Source organism: Streptomyces sp. NPDC085596 (genome assembly GCF_044541565.1).
Lineage (GTDB): Bacteria > Actinomycetota > Actinomycetes > Streptomycetales > Streptomycetaceae > Streptomyces.
The window spans coordinates 687,695-711,579 of record NZ_JBITTC010000001.1; the positions used below are offsets into that span (position 1 = coordinate 687,695).

A 23,885-nucleotide genomic window follows, 5' to 3' on the forward strand; every position below is an offset into this window, starting at 1 on the left:
AGCCGTGCTTGCTGCTTACTTCTCTACGTACCGCAGGGAGCGCAGCCCGCGCTCCAGATGCCAGTGCAGGTAGGCGGACACCAGGCCGCTCCCCTCGCGGACGTGCCGCGCCTCGGCCGCGTCCGCGGTCTCCCAGTCTCCCGTAAGCAGCGCGCCCAGCAGCATCAGGGTCTGCGGTGAGGGGACCACACTGCCCGGCACCCGGCAGTCCACGCACACCGAGCCGCCCGAGGCGACCGAGAAGAACCGGTTCGGCCCCGGCATCCCGCACCGCGCGCAGTCCCCGAAGGTGGGCGCGTAGCCGTTGACCGCGAGCGAGCGCAGCAGGAAGGCGTCGAGGACGAGGTTCGAGGCGTGCTCGCCGCGCGCGAGGGTGCGCAGGCCGCCGACCAGGAGCAGGTACTGCTGTACGGCGGGCTCGCCCTCGTGGTCGGTGAACCGCTCGGCCGTCTCCAGCATGGCCGTGCCGGCGGTGTAGCGGGAGTAGTCGGTGACGATGCCGCCGCCGTACGGCGCGATCGTCTCGCTCTGGGTGCACAGCGGCAGCCCGCGCCCGACCAGCTCGCTGCCCCGCGCGAAGAACTGCACGTCGACGTGGGAGAACGGCTCCAGCCGGGCCCCGAACTTCGACTTCGTGCGCCGTACACCGCGCGCCACGGCACGCACCCGGCCGTGGCCTCGGGTGAGCAGGGTGATGATCCGGTCCGCCTCACCCAGCTTCTGGGTGCGCAGCACGATGCCGTCGTCGCGGAACAGACTCATGCCGTCCATTCTCGCCCACGCCCGAACCCGCGAGGCCGGGTCTCCGCTTATCCGCCCCCGGCTGTGACCCGCTCCACGCCCGACTCTACGATCCGCTGGATGTGACGCATGTGTGCGCACGGGCCGCCGCGGCGGCAAGGGGAGAGGCTTGACATGAGAACAGAGGCTGGCGGCGCGCGGGCGCCGCGGGGGAGACGGGCCAAGATATGGCTCGCGGCCGGGACCGTGCTGGTGGCGGGGACGGGCGCGGCCGTCGCCCTCCGCGCCACTTCGGGCACCGACACGGCGGCTGACGGGCCGCGTGTGGTGCACACCTCGGTGGACTCGCTGGACCTGACCGGTTCGTCCGACGAGCGCGCGCTCGCGGCCCGGTCGACCAAGGCGTTCCGGATGCTGGCGGTGAGCTGGCAGGACCCGAGCGTTCGGCTCGACGGGACGGTGCGGGTGCGTACGAAGTCGTCGGCCACGGGCGAGTGGAGCGAGTGGCAGGCGCTGGGCGCCGGGGACGCGCAGCCCGACCCGGCCGAGCGCGACCGGGCCGGGGTGCGCGGCGGCACGGCCCCGCTGTGGGCCGGACCCTCCGACGGTGTGCAGGTGAAGGCCGACGGCAAGGCCCTGCCGAAGGGACTGACCGTCGACCTGGTGGACCCCGGCGACAGCGGTTCCGGAACCACCGACAGCGCGGCCGGCGCGGCAGCGGCCCCGGCGATGGACCCGGCGGCGTACGCGCTGCCCGGAGACGGCGAGGAGACCCCGTCGGACCAGCCGGCCGACCCCGCCGCCTCCACCCCGGAGGAGTCCCCGTCGGACCAGCCGACCGAGACCACCCCCGAACCCTCCGACTCCGCACCGGAGTCCCCGGCCGAGACCACGGCCCCGCCCACCGAGACCGCCGAGCCCTCGCAGAGCACCTCGGCCGGGACGACCGCCCCCGCCTCGCCCACGGCCTCCACCTCGACGGCCCCGCCGACCAGCGCGGCGCCCAGCGCGCCGGGCTACCTGCCCTCGCTGTCGGCCGCGTACCCCTCCTGCGCGAGCGCCTCCGCCGCGCCGCAGAAGATGCCCAGCCCGCTGCCCGCGCAGCCGCCGACGACGAAGGTGCCCGCTCCCCCGGTCGTCACCCGCGCCGGCTGGGGCGCGGACGAGTGCGCCCGCGACACCGGTTACCCGGACTACGGCCACACGGTGAAGGCGGTGTTCGTCCACCACACCGACACCACCAACACCTACTCCTGCGCCGACTCCCCCTCCATCGTGCGCAGCCTGTACGCCCTGCATCTGCACCAGGGCTGGCGCGACCTGGGCTACAACTTCCTGGTCGACAAGTGCGGCACGATCTTCGAGGGCCGTTTCGGCGGCATGGCCATGCCGGTGATCGGCGCGCAGACCTACGGGTTCAACACCGACTCGATGGGCATCGCCGCGATCGGCACGTACACCGACCTCACCGGCGGTGACTCCAAGGCCAGCACCATCCCCGGTGCCACGCCGAGCCAGGCCATGGTGACCGCGATCTCCCGGATCGCCGCGTGGAAGCTCGGCATGTCGGGCGTCAGCCCGACCGGCACCAGCTCCCTCACCGAGGGCGCCAAGGACAGCTACGGCTTCACGTTCGGCCAGGCGTACACCCTGAACGCCGTCTCCGGGCACCGCAACGGCTTCGCCACCGACTGCCCCGGCAACCAGCTGTACGCGAAGCTGGCGACCATCCGCTCCTACGCGGCCGGTCCCCCGGCCGGGGTCGCCGTCACCAGCGTGGACACCCCGTCCGGCGCCATGCGCTCGGGCACCGGGTACGTCACCGGCACCACGGCGACCGTGCGCTGGACCACGACCACGCCCACTTCCCTGCTCTCCGGCGCCGAGGTCCTCGTGGACGGCACCTCCGTGGCGAAGGTCGCGGGCTCCGCGAGGTCGGCCTCGGTCCCGCTCGCCTCGGGCCACCACACCGTCCAGGTGCGGGCGACCCACGTCTCGGGCAAGACCGGCACGTCGGCGGCGGTCACGGTGACCGCCGACACCACGCGTCCCACCTACCCGACCGCGCCGACCGCGCAGTTGGGCAAGGGCACGGTCAACACGGCGGGCGTCCCGGTCACGGTGACCTGGAAGGCGGCCGACGACAACGGGCTGCGCTCCCAGGCCGCCACCTCGCCCAGCGCGAAGACCCTTACGGCCACCTCGACGAGCTGGTCGACCACCGCCAAGTCGGCGACGGCCACCAAGTTCGGCCTGACCGCCACCGACCTGGCCGGCAACACGGCGACCGCGTCGGTCACCCGGACCGCCACCCTGCTCCAGGAAAGCTCGGCCAAGGCCACCGGCACCTGGACCAAGCGGGCCGGCAGCAGCTACCTCGGCGGCTACTCGACCAGCTCCGGCACCAAGGATGCCTCGCTGACCTGGACCTTCAAGGGCCGCTCGGTCGCGTGGATCGCCTCGCGCGCGAGCACCTCGGGCGCGGTCAAGATCTACGTCGACGGCACCTTGCAGACCACCGTCGACCTGAAGTCCGCCACCACCGCCTACCGCCAGGCGATGTGGACCAAGACCTGGAGCAGCGCGGCCCAGCACACCCTGAAGATCGTGGTCGTCGGCACCTCCGGGCGCCCGACGATCACCACGGACGGCATCGCGGTCCTCAACTGACCTGATCCCGCAGGCAAGCGGCTTTCCCCGGACTCAGATCCGGGGGAGGCCGCTTTCCCTTGCGCGGGGCGCGCCGACGTCACGGCACCTCGCCCCGGCTGCGCGCGTTCGCGTACGCCGTCGCCGCGCTGATCCGCTCCGCGGGGGTCGCCGCCCGCACCCGGTCCGGCGGTACGTCCCACTCCCGGCCGCCACCAAGTGGTCTGAGCTGGACGTACGGGCCCTGGTGTCCCATGACCACGCCCACTCTGTTCGTGCCGGTGTCCAAGGCGTACGAGCCCAGCGGCGGCCCTACGACACTCATCGCAAGGCCGCGGCGAGCAGCGCGGCCGTCTCCACGGAGCACCGTCCCAGCTCCACCAGCGGGATCGGGGCCTCGCAGGCCAACGAAATGGGATCGAGCCCGAGCGAGGGCAACTTGATCCCGGCCTTCTCCAATGCGGTCCGCAATTCCTCGAGGGTTCGCTCCGCTGCCTCGACCCGGTCCGCTGAATCCTGTGTGTTCACTGTCCGCATCACTTCCCTTCCGTCACGTTCTTCACGCTTCGTGTCCTAACGGTGACGCTCCACAACTAGACTCGGAAGGGGCCTGGGCCCTACAAGCGCGTGGCAGCACAAGGGGGTTGGCAGTGGCCAACGGTTCACGTCAGGCGGTATGGGAGTTCTTCGGGACCGAACTGAAGCGGCGCAGAGAGGACGCCGGCCTCACTCAGACGGAGCTGGGGGCACGGGTTTTCGTCTCCGGGGGCTACATCGGCCAGTTCGAGCAGGCGATCCGGAAGCCGCAACTGGATGTGGCCCAGCGGATCGACCAGGTGCTGCAAACCGACGGTATTTTCGAGCGGCTGTGCAGGAAGCTGATCGATGATCCTAGGTATGCGGATTACTTCGCGCAGGTGGTGGAGCTGGAGCGCCTGGCGACGCGGATCTGCGAGTTCGCGCCCACGGTCGTTCCGGGCCTGCTCCAGACGAAGGAGTACGCGCGCGCGGTCACCGTAGCGGCCAACCCGTTCAAGTCCGACGAGCACGTGAACGAGATCGTCACGGCGAGGCTGGAGCGATCTCTGATCCTCAGTGACGCTACAAGGCCGGAGTATTGGGTGGCGCTGCATGAGAATGTGCTGCGCATCCCCGTGGGCGGACCGCCCGCCATGGCGAGCCAACTTGACTACATCGCAGGGCTGATACGGGACCGCAGGGCCGTTGTGACGGTGCTGCCCCACACGACGGGGGCACACGCCGCCATGAACGGTGACCTCAGGCTCATGGAGTTCGAGGACGCGCCACCGGTTGCCTATACAGAGACCTCGTTTTCCGGAACGCTGGTGGACGTTCCGGCCGTGGTGAAGCGAGCCCAACGCGCATACGATCTTCTCAGGGTCGCCACGCTGTCGCCGGAGGTGTCCCTGACCCTGATCGAATCGGCGGCGGAGGACTTCAGACGATGCGCCAGTACGACCTGACCAACGCCCACTGGTACAAGAGCAGTTACAGCAACGGAGAGGGCGGCAACTGCGTCGAGGTCGCCGCCAGCGTCCCCGGTGTCGTACCCGTGCGGGACAGCAAGGTCTCGGACGGCGCCGTCGTCATCGTCGGCGTCTCCGCGTGGGCTCACTTCATCGACTCGGCCGGAGCGGAGAACTCCCGATGCACGAGCTCGATCTGACCAACGCCCGCTGGCACAAGAGCAGCTACAGCAACGGCGACGGCGGCAACTGCGTCGAGGTCGCCGCCAACCTCCCCGGCGTAGTCCCCGTGCGGGACAGCAAGGTCAAGTACGGCCCCGTACTCCTCCTCAGCGACACCGCCTGGGCCAACTTCATTGACGCCGTCAGGCACTAGCATCCGCACCCCACGGCTCGACCTGCTGCCCCTGCGGGTCGAGCACGCCGGGGAGATGGCCGGGGTGCTGGCCGACCCCGCCCTGCACAGGTTCATCGGCGGGACCCCGTACACCCCGGAGGCGCTCGCCGGGCGGTACCGGCGACTTGCCGCCGGCTCGCCCGACCCCGAGGTGACCTGGCTGAACTGGGTGATCCTGCTGCGCGAGGAGTCCCGCCTGACCGGCACCGTACAGGCGACGCTCAGCGCGTGCGGCACCGCCGAGATCGCGTGGGTGGTGGGCACGCCCTGGCAGGGGCGGGGCATCGCCAAGGAGGCGGCCGTGGCCTTGGTCACCTGGCTGACCGCGTACCCGGTGCACGAGATCACCGCCCACATCCACCCCGACCATCACGCCTCGGCGGCCGTGGCCGAGGCGGCGGGCCTCGCTCCTACCCCCGTACGCCAGGACGGCGAGGTCCGCTGGCGGCGTTAGGCCAGGGGTTCGCTCAGCTCGATCGCGCGGAGCGCTGCCGCCAGGGCGCGCTCGTCCCCGATGTCCAGCGCGGTGTCGGTGAGCTTGATGACGTGTTCGTCGCCGTGCGCGAGGGCCCGTTCGAAGACTTCGCCGGGGGCGACGGTGCCCGGTGGGACGTAGGGGGCGGGGGCGTCGGGCGCGTACATCGCCGTGACGGCCGCGGAGGCCGTCCACGCGGCCCGCATGCTCGGCACCCACAGGTCTCGCGGGAGCGCGGGCAGGGTGCGCAGCACGGCGTTGGGGGCGGTGGCCGCGTGGACCAGCATCGTCGGCTCGCCGTGGGCGTGGGTGGCGTACCGGTGGGTGGCCGCCCGTACGAGTTCGGTGAGGCGGCGGTGGGCGTCGTCCGGGTCGGTGACCCCGGCCGCCCAGACGGGCAGGCCGGTGACGCGGTCGAGCCGGGCGGGGAAGCTGCCGTCCCGCTCGGCGATGGGGCTGACCGCGTCCAGCGCGTCGGCAGCGCTGTCGGCGCCGGGCAGCAGGACGACCCCGGTGACGGGGCGATGCCGGGCGGCCCAGTAACCGAGCCCGTGCGCAAGCTCGTTCACCCGTGGGCCGGTGTCGTCACCGTCGGCCAGCAGCGTCCGTACGGCGTGCCCGACCCGGATCACCGGATGTGCGGACCCCCCGTACATGCCGGGCAGCAGCCGGGGCCACCACTCGGCGAGCACCTCCCGCCAGGGCCGCTCGGCGACCTCCCGCTGGAAGTACTCGATCCAGTCCGCGACCCGCCGCGGCTCCCCCAGTGCGCCGGCCCAGTTGGACGAGGTCACGGGCTCGAAGCCGGCCGGGAACTCCTCCAACTTATGGGTGTACAGGTCCAGCCACCGATGCACCGACCGCCCCTGCCCCCGCGCGGCCAGCGCCTCCACGGCCATCGGCGCGTGATTGGTGAGCCGCCCCATCCGCTCCGGCCCCGAACCGTGCAGCCGCTCCAGCGCCTCGTCGAGAATGCCTGTCGTATCCATGCCGAGGACGGTAGAGCGGCGCACGGGGGCGGCGTAACGGCCGGAAGACCTAAGCCGGACCTAGGACCACCGACCGGGTCAGACCTGACCGAAGAACAGGCTGCCCGGCGCCTCCGGGTCGTTCGAGAGGAAGTGCTCACGGATCGCGCGGATGAACTCCTGCCGCGAGATCGCGCCGTCCCCGTCGGTGTCCAGCCTGGTGAAGGAGGCCATCGCGTCGGGCGCGTCGCTCAGCCACACGTCCCTCAGGAAGCGGGCGAACTCGTCCTTGCTGATCTCGTTGTCGCCGTCGACATCGATGACGTCGAAGATGGCGTGCCCGCCGCCCTCGGTGACGTTGAGCCGGCTGGTGTCGATGGCCGCGAGGCGGTTGGCCGTGACGAACTGGTCCTTCGTCAGCCGGTCCGCATCCACGCCCGCGTGGCGCAGCAGCTCCAGCCAGTAGATCTGGCAGAAGGTCTGGAGCGCCCTGGCCCGACGGTCGTCCTTGCCGAGCCGGTACGCCTGGATGTAGCGGTCGGCGAGCTTCTGGTAGTCCGTCCAGTCCAGGTAGCCGTCGCGGTTGGAGTCGAGAGCGTCGAACGAACGCTCAAGCTTGATGGAGATGACGTCCTGCGCGGTGGTGGTCATGATTCCAAGTCCTCCGTGATCTCGCCGAGTGGCACGTCCAGCATGGGGCGAAACACCCCGAAGGCATAGCAAAGTCCGCATATGCCACTCGAATTAGTGATCACCGGTTCTGCGCGCGGCAGGCGGGTCAGTCCGCGCGCCCGAACCGCCGCACATACCGCCGCTGCCAAGGCGTCTCCACCGCATGCCGGTCGTAGTGCCGCCGCACGAACTCCACGGCGTCCCCCGGCGGTACGCCGTCCAGCACCGCGAGGCAGGCCAGGGCCGTACCGGTACGCCCCCGCCCGCCCGCACAGGCGAACTCGACCCGCTCATGAGCACACCGCTCCCGCGCCTCGGCAAACACCTCGCGGGCGGCCGTACGGTCCGCAGGGAGCCGGAAGTCGGGCCACCGCACCCAGCGGGTCGCCCACGGCACGGCGGGCGGCTCCTTGCCGAGGAGATGGACGCCGTAGGCGGGAACCGGCACACCGGGATCGAGCGGCCGCCGCAGCCCCCGCCCCCGCACCAGCCGCCCGGAAGGCAGCCGCAGCACTCCCCCGGTGCCCTCGCTCCACAGCTCACTCATGCCCGCGCACGCTACCTCGGCGGCTCCAGCCGCGTACCGGTCCAGTCGCACGTGACGCTCACGGATGGCCGTCGGCCGAGCCCGGCGGAGGCCGCGCTTTCGGCGATGTCGCTCTGCTCCACATATCCGTCGCGGCCGGTGTTGGGCGTCAGCAGCCAGATGGGCCCGCTGTCCCCGAGCACGGCCATGGCGCCCGTGAGCGCGTCGAAGAGGTCGCCGTCCTTCTCGCGCCACCACAGCAGCACCGCGTCGGCGATCTCCGCACCGGCCGCGTCGGCCAGTGCGTCGCCGGTCCACTCCTCGACGGCCGCGCGCAGGCGGTCGTCGCAGTCCTCGTCCCAGCCGATCTCCCGCACGACCTGTCCCGCCGTGATCTCCAGCAGATCCGCGAGAGTGCGCTCCGCAGTGGTCATCGCCGTCCTCCAGTTACGTAAGGCCGCGATGCTCAACGCCGGGGGCTCCCGCGCGTCACGCCCTCCCTGTTCAGGAGGGCATGCGTGCCGTCGTCAGGACCCGTTCCACCACCTCGGCCGGGAGCAGCAGCGCCTCGCCGGCCGCGGTGAGGGCGGTGTGTTCGGCGGGGGTGTACGGGCCGTCGGCCAAGGCGATCAGGGCCGCGTCCAGGAGGAGGGACTCGCGGCCCGGAGCGGCCAGGTGGGGGGCGAGGGCGGTCAGGGGGACGCGGGGGTCGCCGCCGTCCAGGGTCATGGCGAGACGTTCCGCCATCTCCTCCTCGCAGCCCGCCGCGCGCAGAGTCATCGCCGCCGTCTCCAGCGCCGCCCGCGACCCCGCGCCCCCGGCGGCCAGTACCGAGACGGCCACCGCGTGGACCGCGTCGCGGAGCAGGACGGAGAGGTGGCGGGTGGTGGGGTGGTCGAGGGTGTCGACGCCGAAGCGGTGCAGACAGGAGGCGCACTCCACGACCGGATCGGCCGTACCGCGCGCGAGCACGGGCACCCCGAGCAGGGTCAGGCGCCGACGGCCGGTCAGGCGCTGGTAGTTGCGGTCGCCGCCGCAGCCGGGGCAGAAGAACTCCCCGTCGCCCTGGGGCGTCCAGGCGGTGCGAGTGCCCAGGATGTGCCGGACGAACCCGGTGGCTCGGCCGTCTCGTCCCCGTACTGGCAGCACGTCGCACCTCCGCACGTAACCACGCGGCAACATCGCCGCGCTGGCGTGATGTTAGCCACATCACGGAGCCCGAGTCAGCACCTCGTACGAGACCGGTCCGTGACCTGGGACGTTCTCCGGCCGGAAGACGACGGTGCCCCGGCCGCCGTATACAGCGGCCGGGGCACCGAAGAGCCGGGTCAGGGCAGCGTCAGCGGGTCGCGCGGTTCACCGCCGACACCACCGCCTTCAGCGACGCACGTGTCGTGTTCGCGTCGATGCCGATGCCCCACAGGACCTTGTCGCCGATCGCGCACTCGATGTAGGAGGCGGCCTGCGCGGACGCGCCCTCGCTCATCGTGTGCTCCTGGTAGTCCAGCAGGCGTACGTCCACGCCGACCGACTGGAGCGCGTCGAAGAAGGCCGAGATCGGGCCGTTGCCCGTACCGGTCAGCACCGTGTCCACGCCGTCCACCGTCGCCTCGACCGTCAGCGTGTCCACGCCGTCCGTGTCGGTGGTCGACTGGCCCGTACGGACCTGGACGCGGCCCCAGGGGTTCTCCGGGTTCGGCAGGTACTCGTCCTGGAAGGCCGCCCAGATGTCGCGCGGCGTGATCTCGCCGCCCTCGGCGTCCGTCCTGGCCTGGATGATCTTCGAGAACTCGATCTGCATCCGGCGCGGCAGTTCCAGCTTGTGGTCGTTCTTCAGGACGTACGACACACCGCCCTTGCCGGACTGCGAGTTGACCCGGATCACGGCCTCGTAGGAGCGGCCGACGTCCTTGGGGTCGATGGGCAGGTACGGCACCGCCCACTCCAGGTCGCCCACACCGACGCCCTTGGCAGCCGCGTCGGCCTCCATCGCGTCGAAGCCCTTCTTGATGGCGTCCTGGTGGGAGCCGGAGAAGGACGTGTAGACCAGGTCGCCCACGTACGGGTGGCGCGGGTGGACCTCCATCTGGTTGCAGTACTCCCACGTACGACGGATCTCGTCGATGCCGGAGAAGTCGATCTGCGGGTCGACGCCCTGCGAGAACAGGTTCATGCCCAGGGTGACCAGGTCGACGTTGCCGGTGCGCTCGCCCTGTCCGAACAGGCAGCCCTCGACCCGGTCGGCGCCGGCCATCAGCGCCAGCTCGGCGGCGGCCACGGCCGTGCCCCGGTCGTTGTGCGGGTGCACGGACAGGACGACGTGCTCGCGGCGGGAGAGGCTGCGGTGCATCCACTCGAACCGGTCGGCGTGCGTGGACGGGGTCGAACGCTCCACCGTGGCGGGCAGGTTGAGGATGATCTCGCGGCCCGGACCCGGCTGGTAGACGTCCATCACCGCCTCGCAGACCTCCAGGGCGAAGTCCAGCTCGGTGTCGGTGAAGATCTCCGGGCTGTACTGGTACCCGAACTCGGTCTCGGGGCCCAGCAGCTTCTCCGCGTACTCCACGACCAGGCGGGTGCCGTCGACGGCGATCTGCTTGATGTCGTCCTTGGAGCCCCGGAAGACCACCCGGCGGAAGACGGGCGCGGTGGCGTTGTACAGGTGGACGGTGGCGCGGCGGGCGCCCTTCAGGGACTCCACGGTCCGCTCGATCAGGTCCTCGCGGGCCTGGGTGAGGACGGAGATCGTCACGTCCTCGGGGATCGCGCCCTCCTCCTCGATGATGGAGCGCACGAAGTCGAAGTCGGTCTGGCCGGAGGCGGGGAAGCCGACCTCGATCTCCTTGTAGCCCATCTTCACCAGCTGGTCGAACATCCGGCGCTTGCGCTCGGGCGACATCGGGTCGATCAGGGCCTGGTTGCCGTCGCGCAGGTCGGTGGAGAGCCAGCGGGGGGCGGTGGTGACGCGCTTGCCGGGCCAGGTCCGGTCGGAGATGTCGACCTGGTCGTACTGGCCGTAGCGCTGGAACGGCATGGGGCTGGGCTGCTGGCGGTTCGCCATGATCGCGTGGGCTCCTCGGCAAAGTCCGGTGGACGGCCGACGACGCAACGCCAGAGCACCGCGGGGAGGGGGTCGGCCTTGCTTACAGGCCCTCGCCGCGGCAGCTAAGGAGAAGCAGCCCGAAACGCATGATGCTGCGCAGCCTAGCCGAGCCCTGGCGGGCACGCGGGGGCGTATCAGCATGCGGAACCGGAACGGGTGAGAACGGGTAATGAGGGTCCATACCACTCGGTGACGCGGAGTGACGAGAGATATCACCGTATTTCATCAATCACGGTTACTGGTAGTGACTTTGGCGTCGCGCGGTGCAAGCATTTATTGGTATGACGACCAACGGGGGCCTCGAGCCCGTCTTCTGCACGATCGTGCCGCCGCACCTCCTCGACAAGCTGGCGCGCGACTCCGACCCGGCGCTGTCCGGCCCGGCCCGCCGCTCTCTGGAGCGGGACGCCTTCGAGCGCACCCGCCGCCGGCTGACCACCGTGATCGGCGCGCAGGCGGCCACCGCCGCGACCACCGCGGCCGCCGACGGGGACCAGCCGGACCGGACCATCTTCGACGCCCAGCACACGCAGAACCTCCCCGGCAAGAAGGTCCGCGAGGAGGGCTCCGAGCCGGGCGCCGACGCCACGGTCAACCGGGCCTACGCGGGCCTGGGCGCCACCTTCGAGCTGTATCTGAAGGTGTACGGCCGCCGCTCCATCGACGGCGAGGGCCTCCCGCTCCAGGCCACGGTCCACTTCGACAAGGACTACGACAACGCCTTCTGGAACGGCGAGCAGATGGTGTTCGGCGACGGGGACGGCGAGATCTTCCTCGACTTCACCATCCCGGTGGACGTCATCGGCCACGAACTCACCCACGGCGTCACGCAGTACACCGCGAACCTGGCCTACTTCGGCCAGTCCGGCGCGCTCAACGAATCGCTGTCCGATGTCTTCGGCTCGCTGATCAAGCAGTACACGCTGCGCCAGACCGCCGCCGACGCGGACTGGCTGATCGGCGCGGGCCTCCTCGCTCCCCGCGTCCAGGGCCAGGCCCTGCGCTCGATGAAGGCACCGGGCACCGCGTACGACGACGACGTGCTCGGCAAGGACCCCCAGCCCGCCGACATGGAGCACTACGTCCACACCGGCCGGGACAACGGCGGCGTGCACATCAACTCCGGCATCCCGAACCACGCCTTCTACATCGCGGCCACCGCGATCGGCGGCTACGCCTGGGAGAAGACCGGGCAGATCTGGTACGACGTGCTGACCGGCGGCCATCTGAAGGAGGACGCCCAGTTCGCGGACTTCGCCACCCTGACCGTGAAGGCCGCCCGCGAGCGGTTCGGCGCGGGCGCCGAACTCCAGGCCGTGGAGAAGGCATGGGAGGAAGTGGGGGTGCAGACGCTCTAGCCGCCGGTACCGGACACTGGGGCCATGCGTATCCAAGTACGGCGTACGGGCGGCTTCGCGGGCATCGAGCGGCAGGCCGAGGTGGACACCTCGGGGCGCGCCGACGCCCAGGAGTGGCGCACCCTGGCCGACCGCGCCCTGGCCGCCGCGCCGGGCACCCCCCCGGCGGGCGTCCCGGACGGCTTCCACTACGAGATCACGGTGGACGGCCACACCGTCCACGCGGCCGACCCCCGGCTGACCGAGGCCCAGCGGGAGTTGGTGTCACGGGTGCTGAAGGAGGGGGCCTAGGCGAGCTGTTCGCCGAGGAAGTCCTCCCAGGTGCGCTTGCCGGTGTCCGCGCCGGTGAGGGTCAGGTTGTCGCCCGCGCGGTAGGCACGGCCCGCCTTGCCGGGGATGCGGACCGGCAGCATCGGGCGGCGCTTGCCGCGCGCCTGGAGATAGCCGCGACCCAGTTCCGCGAGTCCGTACACCTGGGGCCCCGCGAGGTCGGGGACGAGTCCGGCCGGGGCGCCGAGGGTGAGGTCGGTGAGGCGGGCGGCCACGTCTCGGGAGTCGACCGGCTGGAGGCGCAGCCCGCCCGGTACCGGGAAGACGGGCAGCTTGGCCATCGACTGGACCATCTTCAGGGTGAGTTCATGGAACTGGGCCGCCCGCAGCGTCGTCCACGGCAGCCCGGACTCCGCGATGGCCCGCTCGGCGGCCAGCTTCGACCTGAGCCAGGCGAGCGGCACCCGGTCGGCGCCGATGACGGAGATGTACACGAGGTGCCGGACCCCGGCGGCCTGCGCGGCGCGCACCAGGTTGCGGGTGGCGGTGTCGTCGCCCTTCGGTCCGCCCGCGAGGTGGAGCACGGTGCCGATGCCGTCCAGGGCCGTGTCCAGTCCGGTGCCGGTGAGGAGGTCGACGGCGACATGGCCCTTCCCGTCCCCGCCCTTCCGGCTGAGGACGCGCACCTCGCGGCCGGCCTCCCGCAGCAGGGGGACGACATGGCGGCCGAGCGTGCCGGTGCCACCGGTGACCAGGACGGCTGAGGTGCTGGAGGTCATGACTGCTCCCAGTTTCGCGGGAACCGGAACGCTTGCGTCCAGGTCCCTTCGGCGGGTTCTCGGTGTTCTACTTCCGTGACACCCCGCGCGAGAGGAATGTGACACCGGTGGGCGACGCCATGTGGTCGGCGGAAATGTTCGAGGGGCACCGGGCGCGGCTGCGGGCGGTGGCGTACCGGATGCTGGGTTCGGTGAGCGAGGCCGACGACGCCGTGCAGGAGACCTGGCTGCGGGCCGACCGGGCGGGCGCCGACGGGGTGGAGAACGTCGCCGGATGGCTGACCACGATCGTCGGGCGGGTGTGCCTGAACCTGCTGCGCACCCGTGAGCGGCAGCGCGAGGAGCCTTTGGACGCCCGGCCCGCCGATCCGGTCACCGGCCCGCGTGACGGCGGTGCGCCGGAGGAGGAGGCGGTGCTGGCCGACGCGGTCGGGGTGGCGCTGCTGGTGGTGCTGGACCGGCTCTCCCCGGCGGAGCGGCTCGCGTTCGTCCTGCACGACCTGTTCGCGGTGCCGTTCGACGAGATCGGCCCGCTGCTGGAGCGTTCCCCGGCCGCCGTACGGCAGTTGGCAAGCCGTGCCCGGCGCCGGGTCAGGGGCGAAGGGCCGCTGCCGGAGGGCGATCCGGTGCGGCGGCGCCGTGCGGTGGAGGCGTTCCTCGCGGCCACGCGGGGCGGGGACTTCGACGCGCTGGTGGGTCTGCTCCACCCGGACGTGGTGCTGCACGCGGACCGGTTCGTGGTCCCGACCCCGGAGCCGGTCACGGTGCGGGGTTCCGGCACGGTCGCACGGGGCGCGATGGCGGCCACCGGCCGGGCCCTGTTCACCGGTCTCGCCCTGCTGGACGGTTCGGTCGGTCTGGTCATGGCCCCGCACGGCCGCCTGGCCCTGGTCCTCGCCTTCACCTTCGCGGACGACGGCCGGATCTCCGGGATCGAGGTCGTCGCGGACCGGGAGCGCCTCGCCGCGCTCGACATCGTGCCCTTGGAGGGCTGACGGGGGCGTTGACTCGGCGGGGCCGGGTGCGGATGATCCGGCCCATGGTGACGGACGCGCACGGCCCTCTCCCCCGCTTCCCCGACGGCTTCCTGTGGGGGGTGTCGACCTCGGCGCACCAGATCGAGGGCGCCGCCGAGCTGCGCGAGCCGTCCGTGTGGGACGTTTTCACCGCCGAGCCGGGCCGGGTGAAGGACGGCTCCACGGCCGCCGTGGCCTGCGACCACTACCACCGCTACCCGGAGGACGTGGCCCTGCTGGCCGGCCTCGGCGTGGACGCGTACCGCTTCTCCATCTCGTGGCCGCGCGTGAACTCCTCCGGCGGCCTGGACTTCTACGACCGGCTGGTGGACGCGCTGTGCGAAGCGGGCGTGCAGCCGGTGCCGACGCTGTTCCACTGGGATCTGCCGGCCGGTCTCGACTGGCTGGACCGGGACACCGCGTACCGGTTCGCGGACCATGTCTCACGCGTCGCGGACCGGCTCGGGGACCGTGTACCCCGCTGGATCACCCTCAACGAGCCCGCCGAACACACCCTGTTGGGCCACGCGCTCGGCACCCACGCCCCCGGCCGCGCGCTGCTCTTCGACGCGCTCCCGGCCGCCCACCACCAGCTCCTCGCGCACGGCCTGGCGGTACGGGCGCTGCGTGCGGCCGGGGTGACGGACATCGGCATCGCCAACTCCCACTCCCCCGTGGAGCCCGCCTCCGCCGACCCGGCCGATGTGGAGGCGGCCGTCTTCTACGACCTGCTCCTCAACCGCCTCTTCGCTGAACCGGTCCTGCTGGGTCAATACCCGGACGGCACGGTCGCGTTGATGCCCGAGGGCGCCGAGGACGACCTGCGGATCATCGCGGAGCCGCTCGACTGGTACGGGATCAACTACTACGCCCCGGCGCGGGTCGGCGCCCCGCAGGAGACGCCCACCGAGTTCGGCGGAGTGACCCTGCCCGCCGAACTCCCCTTCTCACTGAGGGAGTTCGAGGGCGTCCCGGTGACCGACTTCGGCTGGCCGGTCGTGCCCGGGGCGCTGACCGGCCTGCTCACCGGCCTCCGTGACCGGTACGGCGACCGGCTCCCGCCCCTCGTCATCACCGAGAACGGCTGCTCGTACGAGGGGCGGGACGACCAGGAGCGCATCGCCTACCTGGACGGCCATGTCCGCGCCGTGCACGCCGCGCTCACCGAAGGGGTCGACGTGCGCGGCTACTTCGTGTGGTCGCTGCTGGACAACTTCGAGTGGGCCGAGGGCTACGCCCGCCGCTTCGGCCTGGTCCACGTGGACTTCGCCACGCTGCGGCGGACCCCGAAGGCGTCGTACCGCTGGTACCAGGAGCTGCTGCGGGACCTCCGGAACTAGGGTGTCCGCCGCCTGGGCCGACTCGGGCTGTCAGGCGCCGAGATAGGTCGTCGCGCCGGAGACGAGCGTTCCGCAGACCAGCACGAGGACGGCCGGAACGTAACGCGTCGGCCACTGGACTCCCTTCTCATCGGCAAGCCGGGACCGGATGAGCGCGTGCACCGAGAGTCCCATGGCGAGCGGGATTCCCACCGTTTTGAACTCATCCATGTCGAACCGCGGAGTCCGGCCGGTGGCCCATGCGCCGATGAGGACGCCGAGCACCGATGCCACGACGACGGAGAGGGAGAAGGACCACCGGAGGTACGTGCGCTCGGGACGGCGAGCCCGGGACGCCCGAAGCGCCATGACCAGGAACGTGGCCGTGATGACGACGGCGAACAGAAGAGCCGCTATTCCGGCCGACTTCCATACTGAGGCAGGCATACGTGGTTCCGTTTCGAGAAAGACGGGCCGTCCCGGGGGCCCGGCAGGGCCCCCGGGCGCTTGTCATTTGAAGGCGTCGTAACAGTCCTCTTGGACTGACGAGAAGCCCATGAAGGTCTTGAACGCCGCGTACAGCCCGACCGCGATGCCTCCGGCGATCTTCCACCACTTACGGCGGGGCTTGTTCCTGATCGCCTTGATCAACTTGTACATCCGCTTGAAGCCGATCTTGCGGATGATCTTCACTGCCTTGCGGATCTTGTTGAGCTTCATCAGCCAGCCGACCGCACTGGCCCACGCCGCGAGTTCGATGATGGCGAAGGCGCACTTCGCGATCTTCCAGTACGTGCTCTCCGACCACCACCACTTGCCGCTCAGGTCGTACATGGTGATGGGGTCGACGGGATAGCCGTAGGCATTCGCGCCGCCGCCGGCCGCCGGATCCGACTGAAGGAAACGGCCAGTGGCCGAATCGTAGACACGAGCACCCATCAGGGTCAGACCGGACAGCGTCTCGCCGGACCGCTCACGGGCGCCCAGCCAGCCGTACCGTGCGGCCGTGGTGCTGGTACGGACGTTGCCGTACTCGTCGGTGTCGAGGACGGTGGGGGCCTTCGCGGTGTCCAACGGCAGTTGGAGCGCCACGTCCCCGTGGATGTCGCTGAGCTGGAGGACCGTGTCACCGGTCTTGCTGGTGGTCGCGGCGAGTACGCCGCTCAGCGCTTGGACGTTCCGGGTGATCTCACCGCTGGTGGTGTTCTCCACCACCCAGCTCGGACTGTCGCACCCGCAGTCGTAGTGGTTCACCTTCGCCTGGGTCTGGGTCCAGGTGCCGGAGGCGTTCGACTCGACCGTCCAGGAGCGGATCCGCATCGAACCGTCCAGCTTCCAGGTCTGCCGCTGGGCGCCCAGCAGTTCCTGGTAGATCCGGTCGTTGTTGTAGTACCCGAGAGTGACCCCGCCCGGCTTGGCGGTCGTACGTCCGAAGGCGTCGTACGTGTAACCGGCGTCGACCTGTCGGCCCGCGCTGTCGTTGGTGTAGTTGGTGGTCGTGCCTCCGGTGGCCGGACAGTCCGCGCCGGGCGTGCCCATGGCGGTAGTCAGGGTCTTGCGGTTGGACTGCTGGTCGAAGGTGTACACGCGCTTGCTGCAGACCGTCTCGGCGGTGTCCTCGACGGAGGTCAGCCGCCCGATGGCGTCGTAGCCGTACGCCTGGTCGGAGATCTGCGCGTCCGAGATCACCTGGCCGTGTACCGACCGGGTGGTGATGTCGGACTGCACGATCACGCCGTTGCTGTCGCTGGTGTAGGTGCGCTCGACCGGGGTCCCCGTGGGGTCCAGTGTCTGCTTGAGCGTGTAACCGCCAGGCAGCTTCTCGCCCACGATGACACCGTCCCCGTCGTAGGACGCGGTGAACGTACCAGCGACGGAGTCGACGGCCTTGGTGACCAGACCGCGCGGCTCCGCCGTGTGGTCATAGCTGTACGTCACCGTGGACGGGATGTTGTTGCCCGTCTTGACGATGCGGCCCAACAGGTCGTACTCGGTGGTCGTGACCCCACCGTCGGCGTCGGTGTACGAGATGACGCGCCCGAGCATGTCGAACACCGAGGTCAGTGTTCCGCCCGTGGGCGACACGGTCCTGGTCTCCCGGCCGGTCGCCGTGTCGAACTCGGCGGTGGTCTCGGGCGCGGCCTGCCCGGCTCCGCCGGTGGTCCTCGTCGAGGTGATGCGACCGGCCGCGTCCGTGCCGACCGTGGTGACGCGGGTCGAGCCGTTGGCCGTCTCGGTGGTCTTGGCGGCCGTGCCCCACCAGTCGTACTCGAAGGTCTTGACCGGCAGCTGGGACGGGTTGGTACCACCGCCGGTGATGGCGCCGGCCGGGCCGGTGGAGCACACCAGGTCAGCCCATTCCGGGTGCCCGGAGCAGGTGCCCGTGCCGGTCGCCGACCAATAGGCGGTCACGCGGGTGGTGGCGCCGGTGCTGCTCCCGCCCGGCCTGATCACCTTGGTCTCACGGCCCTGAGCGTCGTACTCGGTGGTCTCGGTGACCGCCAGGCCCGCAGGGTCCTCGATGGTCTTCACCGGGAGGCCCTTGGCCCAGTCGAAGACCGTCTGCACGACTCTGGTCTCGCCTTGGACCTGCGGATGCTCGCGCACCTGCGCACCGGTGGTGACCTTGGTGATCTGGTCCTTGACCACGGCGGAACCGTCGGTGGGACGCCCCTCGTCGTAGGAGTTCACGGTCCAGGACCGGGCGGTGACCGATGTACCGGCGCCGACGAGTGTCGTGGTGCCCGACTTCAGATCCGCCGTGAGGTCGATGCGCCGCAGCGGGCCGAACTCCTCCAGTTCGCGGGTGCCGTTGGCGCTGAAGACGGTACGCGTCGACAACAACTCCGCACGTTCGGCGGTGGGCAGCTGCGCGATGCCGAGCTCGGCGCGCGCGGCGGTGTTGTCGGCCGAGGAGCCGACAGCGACCTCGCGATTGGCGGCCGTCAGTTCACGCACCGCGTTGCCGAACTGGTCGTACTCGGTGGTGGTGATGTGGCCGCCCGGTTCGGCCTTGTCGACGGTACGGCCGGAGGTTCCGAGATAGTGGATCGTCGCCCGGCCGTAGGAACCTGAACCGAGCGAGGTGCCCGTGTTGGAGCCGGGTACCGAGTCGGCCGGGAAGACGGCGGTCGCGTCGGTGGGGGCATCGGTCTGCCCCCACGCCTTCACGTCGGCCGTTCCCATGGTGTACGGGGCGGCGGTCCCGGTGAGCGGCACGTCGTAGACGACCGACGTGACGGCGGCGCCCTCGACGGTGGCGGCCGTACCCTGTCGCAGCGCCGGACGCGACGCCTTGAGCAGCATGCCGTCACCGGCCGCGCTGCTCGCACCCGCCTCGCCGTAGGTGAAGGTCCACGGCAGTTCGCCGGGCGGAGTGACCTTGGTGACCCGGCCCGCGCTGTCGTAGTCGTACTCGGTCTTCAGCGCGGGGGAGATCTGCGTGTCCCATGCCTGCCGCAGCCGGCCCGTGTTGTCGTACGCGTAGCTCTGTACCGTCTTCGCCGTCGCCGTCGCCGCGCCGGGCGCCGTCGACCAGAGGCGCAGCTCCTTGACCTGGCCGCTGTAGTCTCCGGCGGTGCTGCTCGTGGCCGTGGTGGACGTGGCGTACACGAACTCCAGGAGCCGGCAGCCCTTGGTCGTGGGATCCGCCTTGCAGGCCGTGATGGTCGTCGCCGAGGTGGGAGCGAAGATCCGTTCCGGGCGGGCGAGTTCCTTACCGTCGACGGTGACGGTCTTGGACTGGATGCTGGTGGTCGAATCCGTCTGGCCGTTGTTCCGGGTGCTGCTCACCTGCCAGGTGGTGGCGCCGGACGGCTTGGTGAACTCGGTCACCGCGCCTTCGGTGTCGGCCAGGGTGAAGCTCGCGCCGGTATTACCGGTAAGGGTCAGGTGCTCCGATCCGGGTTCCGCGATCCAGCCGGTCCTGGCGCTGTTGGCGGTGAAGTGGATGGGGCTGTCGTCCACGGTCACCACGTCCACTGCGGTGTCGGAGATCTTCCGCAGGTAGCTGTAATCGGAGTCGGTGAGTTCCGCGGTCGTACCGCTGACCCATTCCTTGCCGAAGATCGGCAGCTGCCCTTCCTGCGTGGCCGCAGGAGTACGGGAAGAAGCGGAGCGCTCCACCGACAGCCCGAACTGCGACACGTCGGTCTCCGACAGCAGGAAGTCGCCGGTGAGAAGGTTGAGCGAACCGGGGCCGATCGCCTCGGTGGCGGCACTGTCGGCGTTCCGGTCGACCACGACCGTCAGCGCCTCGGTGCTGCCCGCCAAGGAGTCGGGGCCGGTGAAGTCGGCCTTGATCTGCACCGCGCCGTCGGGGTCGACGGTGTCGGTGGCGTTCCAAACCAGTGCGGCGTTCCTGCCACCGGTCATCGCCACCGGCCAGGCCGACAGCGGGGTACCGCCGGAGGTGACGTCGCCGGCCGGGATCTGGACCCAGGGGTCGGCCTCGGAGCGCCGCCAGGAGAAGGACACCCTGTTGTACTTGCTGCCGTCGGCCTCGGCCACGAGGGGCAGACGGCGGGCGGTGCGCTCGCTGTCGGCGGGCTGGACGAAGCCGCCGGGGCCGGCGTGGAAGACGTAGTCGACGGCCTCGGATTTGTTGTCGGCCTTGTCGACCTGCCGCACCTGCAGGGTGTGGGTTCCGTCCTTGGGCGGGGCGATGCTGATGGCCTTGGCGGCGGTCGCGCCGCCGGTGGTGACCTTGGTCCAGGTCACGCCGTCCAGCGACCACTCCAGCCAGTTGTGGTCGGTGCCGTTGGGAGTGACGGTGAATGTGCCCGCCTGGCCCGCGCCCTTGACCCACGAGGCGGACGGGTAGTCCGTCGACGTGATCGACGTCGGGGCGGAGGGGGCATTGGTGTCGACGGTGAAGGTCTTCCACGCCGACCAGCCCGGGTTGTAGTGCGAACCGTCATACGGGGAGGTGCGGAACTTGTACGTCTTGCCGTTGGCCAGCACTCCCGCCGGAACGGTCACCGAGGCGACCTGGCCGGACGGCACGTACGGGGAGACGATGACGTCGCCGACCTGGGTGTTGGTGGCATTGTCGAAGATCTGGAAGGTGCCGTTGACCTTGTCACCGTCGGCGTCGACGAAGGTGTCCCGCAGCGTCGGCGTGGTCGTGTTCACCACGTAGGTGCCGCTGTAGGAGAAGTAGGGTGGTCCAGCTTCCTGTTTGGTGCCGGTGCGCGGCCGGTAGTTGTAGTTGACGACCAGCTTGGGCGGGTTGGAAGCGGCGTTGGCGGAGTTGACGCGCTTCCACTGCGCGGTCACCGCCTCGCTGGTGGCCCGGATGCCCATGTGGCCGCGGGTGGCCTTGGCCGAGGCCCACTCCTGCACCAGCGCGGTGAGGTCGGCGTTGATCCAGCCGTCGGGCTGTGAGGTGCAGTCGACGTTGCCGCGGGTCTCGGTGGAGGTGGCCTTCTTCGCAGTCATGGTCGGGCGGTTGGTCCACCGACTGGAGGTGGAGGCGGCGGGGGAGGACCACACCTCCCACGGGTACGCCTTGCAGTCGGTGTTGCCCGAGTGGAAGTTCCACAGCGACAGCTTGGCGTCCAGAACCAGCGCGTCCTGGAGCGGTGTGGTGTTCCAGGAGATGAACGACTGCGCGGTACGCGGGGTGCCGTCGGCGTTCTTGGTGCCCGGGTCACCGAAGTCCAGTTCGGTGTCGTTGGACCAGTCGACGGTCTCGCCCTGCTGCACGTAGGTGTCGAACACGTTGGACAGCGCGGAGGTGGAGGGGTCCACGGTGACCGGGTACTTGGTGTCCGGGTCGGCGAGGAACTTCGCGTCCGGAGTGAGCACCAGGTCGACGGACGAACCCTTTCGCACGACCTTGATGCCGACCTTGGCCTTGTGTGTGTGCTCACCGGAGCGCTGGTCGACGGCGGCGTCCCACATCACCGGCGCGGGCATCACCGCTTGCTTCTTGTTGTTCTCGGCGGTGAACTGCACGCTGCCATCCGGCAGCTGCTTCGTCTTCAGCCCCTTGGCCTTCAACGGCAACGTGTAGGAGTAATCACCCGAGGTGGGCCGCTGCTTGATCTCGACGAATTGTTCAAAGCCGGTTCGGGTGGCCTCCACCACCACATCGGCACCGGGGACAGCGTTGACGTACTCCGCCCGTGTCCCGTCGAGAGTTGGCTTCGGCAGTCCGCCCTTCCACTGCAGGGTGATCTGCTGGTCACCCTCGCCGAGGGTCACCAGGTCGGTGGCCTTGGCCTCGCGAGTGGCCTTCAGCGACTTCGCAGGAGTCCCGGACTTGCCGGCCAGACGCAGCCCCCTCGGATGCGCCTGGGACGCAACCGTCCCGTCGTCGGACCGGACCAGGTTCAGGTCGACATCACGCCACTCTCCTGTGGTCTCGTCCCTGAACCGGACGGGTCCAGCGGTGAGTTCGGTAGTGAGTGAGCCGTCCCTGTTCACCCAGGTCGTGGAGGTCTCGGTACGCTCGGAGAGCGCCTCGACCCGCTCACCCGACAGTCGGGCAGCCACTCGCGCGGACGGGATGTCAGCCGCGCGTGTGGCCGCCGCCGGCTTCGGCGCTTTGGAGTTCTGCGGCTCTGTGGCGGCCGCGGCAACCGCGCTGTCGAGAAGCGTGACGGTCAGGGCCAGGGACACGCCTCCCGCTATCCAACGGGTGCTTCCCCCAGGCCAGGGACGCCTGCGTTTGCGGAAGGCAGGCAAGTGAATCATTGCAATTCTCCGGTCTGTTCACCTTTGCGTGACGCATCCTCAGGTGTGATGCCGGTGTGAAGTTACCTGGAGTAAAAAGACGGCAATCACCGTCAAGCGATCGCAAAGAGGAACTCCGGCCCTACGCCAATGAGGGTGACCTGTGTCACATGCGTAGGGTGCGCAGTCGGCGTGGAGCGCGGTGTTCTGGCGTGGCGCCCAGTCGAAGAAGTGGCGCGAGGCGGCCTGCGATCCGGCTTTATGGGATCAACACGGGCGACAAATCTCGCAGTTCAGTCAAGCAGCCCCGGCCCGGCGGTTCGGGGCCCCGCCGAGCCGGGCCCCGCCGAGCCGGGACGCGGCGCGCCCGCGGGAGACGGTGCGGAGCCCGGCGGGGGCGCTTACGTAAAAGCTGGATACCCCTCAGAACCCGAGCTTGCGGAGCTGCTTGGGGTCGCGCTGCCAGTCCTTGGCCACCTTCACATGGAGGTCCAGGAAGACGGGCGTGCCGAGCAGGGCCTCGATCTGCTTGCGGGACTTGATGCCGACGTCCTTCAGCCGCTTGCCCTTGGGGCCGATGATGATGCCCTTCTGGCTGGGCCGCTCGATGTAGACGTTGGCGTGGATGTCGAGCAGGGGCTTGTCGGCCGGGCGGTCCTCGCGCGGGAGCATCTCCTCCACGACGACGGCGATGGAGTGCGGCAGCTCGTCGCGCACGCCCTCCAGCGCGGCCTCGCGGATCAGCTCCGCGATCATGACCTGCTCGGGCTCGTCGGTGAGGTCGCCCTCGGGGTAGAGCGGCGGGCCCTCGGGGAGCAGCGGCACGATCAGGTCGGCCAGCAGGCCCACCTGCTGGCCGCCGGTCGCCGACACCGGCACGATCTCGGCCCACTCGAAGCCCAGCTCCTTGCCGAGCTGGTCGATGGCGATGAGCTGCTCGGCGAGGGTCTTGGAGTCGACCAGGTCGGTCTTGGTGACGATGGCGACCTTGGGGGTCTTCTTGATCCCGGCCAGCTCCTTGGCGATGAAGCGGTCGCCGGGGCCGATCTTCTCGTTCGCCGGGAGGCAGAAGCCGATCACGTCGACCTCGGCCCACGTGGTGCGCACCACGTCGTTCAGCCGCTCGCCGAGCAGGGTGCGCGGCTTGTGCAGGCCGGGGGTGTCCACCAGGATCAGCTGGGCGTCGTCCCGGTGCACGATGCCGCGCACCGTGTGCCGGGTCGTCTGCGGCTGGTCGGCGGTGATGGCCACCTTCTGCCCGACCAGAGCGTTCGTGAGGGTGGACTTGCCCGCGTTGGGACGGCCCACGAAGCACGCGAAGCCTGCGCGGTGGGCATTCTCGCCCGACCGCTCGGATGACTGGGTACGAACGCTCATGCCGACCATTCTCCCTGATCCTCGGGCCCGCGCCGCACCGGCGTCCGAAGCACCCTTGTCACCTGCGTCT

Annotated in this window: 21 protein-coding genes; 9 read left to right on the top strand and 12 right to left on the bottom strand. The window is 70.3% G+C overall.

Features of this window, described 5'->3' with window-relative positions; genetic code table 11:
- Window positions 1-15: 15 nt before the first annotated feature.
- A complete protein-coding gene (gene recO, locus ACIGA3_RS03160) occupies window positions 16-762 on the bottom strand; it encodes a DNA repair protein RecO (RefSeq protein WP_030814776.1) in 747 nt (248 codons plus the stop codon).
- A 153-nt stretch (window positions 763-915) separates the two neighbouring features.
- On the opposite strand from recO, the gene ACIGA3_RS03165 reads away from it, so the two are divergent.
- Window positions 916-3,411, top strand: a complete 2,496-nt coding sequence (locus tag ACIGA3_RS03165) for an N-acetylmuramoyl-L-alanine amidase (protein WP_399709981.1) — start codon at window positions 916-918, stop codon at window positions 3,409-3,411.
- Window positions 3,412-3,490: 79 nt separating this feature from the next.
- Here ACIGA3_RS03165 and ACIGA3_RS03170 read toward each other — a convergent pair whose 3' ends face one another.
- Window positions 3,491-3,715 (bottom strand): hypothetical protein, encoded by a 225-nt coding sequence (locus tag ACIGA3_RS03170; RefSeq protein WP_399709984.1) that lies wholly within the window; start codon window positions 3,713-3,715, stop codon window positions 3,491-3,493.
- Between the two features lie 325 nt (window positions 3,716-4,040).
- Here ACIGA3_RS03170 and ACIGA3_RS03175 point away from each other — a divergent pair, with 325 nt between their 5' ends.
- From ACIGA3_RS03175 to ACIGA3_RS03190, 4 genes are read left to right on the top strand one after another with little or no spacing between them, the layout of a single operon-like run.
- Entirely contained in the window at window positions 4,041-4,874 is an 834-nt protein-coding gene (locus ACIGA3_RS03175; protein WP_399709987.1) for a Scr1 family TA system antitoxin-like transcriptional regulator, read from the top strand.
- A complete protein-coding gene (locus ACIGA3_RS03180; protein WP_399709990.1) occupies window positions 4,856-5,077 on the top strand; it encodes a DUF397 domain-containing protein in 222 nt (73 codons plus the stop codon). The genes ACIGA3_RS03175 and ACIGA3_RS03180 overlap by 19 nt, the downstream gene beginning before the upstream one ends.
- The gene (locus tag ACIGA3_RS03185; protein WP_399709993.1) at window positions 5,059-5,253 is read left to right on the top strand and encodes a DUF397 domain-containing protein; all 195 of its coding nucleotides are present in this window, start codon (window positions 5,059-5,061) and stop codon (window positions 5,251-5,253) included. The genes ACIGA3_RS03180 and ACIGA3_RS03185 overlap by 19 nt, the downstream gene beginning before the upstream one ends.
- A complete protein-coding gene (locus ACIGA3_RS03190; protein WP_399709996.1) occupies window positions 5,234-5,728 on the top strand; it encodes a GNAT family N-acetyltransferase in 495 nt (164 codons plus the stop codon). Before ACIGA3_RS03185 ends, ACIGA3_RS03190 begins: the two co-directional genes overlap by 20 nt.
- Here the strand turns inward: ACIGA3_RS03190 and ACIGA3_RS03195 are convergent.
- The 6 genes from ACIGA3_RS03195 to leuA all read right to left on the bottom strand — a co-directional run bounded on the left by ACIGA3_RS03195 (window position 5,725) and on the right by leuA (window position 10,976).
- Window positions 5,725-6,738 (bottom strand): questin oxidase family protein, encoded by a 1,014-nt coding sequence (locus tag ACIGA3_RS03195; RefSeq protein WP_399709999.1) that lies wholly within the window; start codon window positions 6,736-6,738, stop codon window positions 5,725-5,727. The two genes, ACIGA3_RS03190 and ACIGA3_RS03195, sit on opposite strands and share 4 nt — an antisense overlap.
- Window positions 6,739-6,816: 78 nt before the next feature.
- Window positions 6,817-7,368 carry an EF-hand domain-containing protein gene (locus ACIGA3_RS03200; protein ID WP_399710002.1) on the bottom strand — a complete coding sequence of 184 codons (552 nt, stop codon included), beginning with the start codon at window positions 7,366-7,368 and terminating at the stop codon, window positions 6,817-6,819.
- A 127-nt stretch (window positions 7,369-7,495) separates the two neighbouring features.
- Window positions 7,496-7,936 (bottom strand): protein-tyrosine phosphatase family protein, encoded by a 441-nt coding sequence (locus ACIGA3_RS03205; protein WP_399710005.1) that lies wholly within the window; start codon window positions 7,934-7,936, stop codon window positions 7,496-7,498.
- Window positions 7,937-7,947: 11 nt separating this feature from the next.
- Window positions 7,948-8,349 carry a DUF3052 domain-containing protein gene (locus ACIGA3_RS03210; RefSeq protein WP_399710008.1) on the bottom strand — a complete coding sequence of 134 codons (402 nt, stop codon included), beginning with the start codon at window positions 8,347-8,349 and terminating at the stop codon, window positions 7,948-7,950.
- 70 nt (window positions 8,350-8,419) lie between these two features.
- The gene (locus ACIGA3_RS03215) at window positions 8,420-9,064 is read right to left on the bottom strand and encodes a TerB family tellurite resistance protein (protein WP_399710011.1); all 645 of its coding nucleotides are present in this window, start codon (window positions 9,062-9,064) and stop codon (window positions 8,420-8,422) included.
- A gap of 190 nt (window positions 9,065-9,254) precedes the next feature.
- Complete coding sequence (gene leuA / locus ACIGA3_RS03220; RefSeq protein WP_399710014.1) at window positions 9,255-10,976, bottom strand: 2-isopropylmalate synthase; 1,722 nt, start codon at window positions 10,974-10,976, stop codon at window positions 9,255-9,257.
- A 323-nt stretch (window positions 10,977-11,299) separates the two neighbouring features.
- Between leuA and ACIGA3_RS03225 the strand changes: the two genes are divergently transcribed.
- Together ACIGA3_RS03225 and ACIGA3_RS03230 are read left to right on the top strand one after the other, a co-directional pair.
- A complete protein-coding gene (locus tag ACIGA3_RS03225; RefSeq protein WP_399710017.1) occupies window positions 11,300-12,376 on the top strand; it encodes a M4 family metallopeptidase in 1,077 nt (358 codons plus the stop codon).
- A 24-nt stretch (window positions 12,377-12,400) separates the two neighbouring features.
- A complete protein-coding gene (locus ACIGA3_RS03230) occupies window positions 12,401-12,667 on the top strand; it encodes a protealysin inhibitor emfourin (protein WP_399710020.1) in 267 nt (88 codons plus the stop codon).
- Here ACIGA3_RS03230 and ACIGA3_RS03235 read toward each other — a convergent pair.
- Window positions 12,664-13,425, bottom strand: coding sequence for an SDR family oxidoreductase (locus ACIGA3_RS03235; RefSeq protein ID WP_399710023.1), 762 nt, complete (start codon window positions 13,423-13,425; stop codon window positions 12,664-12,666). The genes ACIGA3_RS03230 and ACIGA3_RS03235 overlap by 4 nt on opposite strands.
- Before the next feature lie 119 nt (window positions 13,426-13,544).
- Here ACIGA3_RS03235 and ACIGA3_RS03240 point away from each other — a divergent pair, with 119 nt between their 5' ends.
- Entirely contained in the window at window positions 13,545-14,420 is an 876-nt protein-coding gene (locus tag ACIGA3_RS03240; protein ID WP_399710777.1) for a sigma-70 family RNA polymerase sigma factor, read from the top strand.
- Window positions 14,421-14,452: 32 nt separating this feature from the next.
- Window positions 14,453-15,781 (top strand): GH1 family beta-glucosidase, encoded by a 1,329-nt coding sequence (locus ACIGA3_RS03245; protein ID WP_399710026.1) that lies wholly within the window; start codon window positions 14,453-14,455, stop codon window positions 15,779-15,781.
- A gap of 30 nt (window positions 15,782-15,811) precedes the next feature.
- Here ACIGA3_RS03245 and ACIGA3_RS03250 read toward each other — a convergent pair whose 3' ends face one another.
- From ACIGA3_RS03250 to era, 3 genes are all read right to left on the bottom strand, one after another.
- Window positions 15,812-16,207, bottom strand: coding sequence for a hypothetical protein (locus ACIGA3_RS03250; protein WP_399710028.1), 396 nt, complete (start codon window positions 16,205-16,207; stop codon window positions 15,812-15,814).
- A 63-nt stretch (window positions 16,208-16,270) separates the two neighbouring features.
- Entirely contained in the window at window positions 16,271-22,372 is a 6,102-nt protein-coding gene (locus ACIGA3_RS03255) for an RHS repeat-associated core domain-containing protein (protein WP_399710779.1), read from the bottom strand.
- 489 nt (window positions 22,373-22,861) lie between these two features.
- Complete coding sequence (era, locus tag ACIGA3_RS03260) at window positions 22,862-23,815, bottom strand: GTPase Era (RefSeq protein ID WP_399710031.1); 954 nt, start codon at window positions 23,813-23,815, stop codon at window positions 22,862-22,864.
- Window positions 23,816-23,885: the final 70 nt, after the last annotated feature.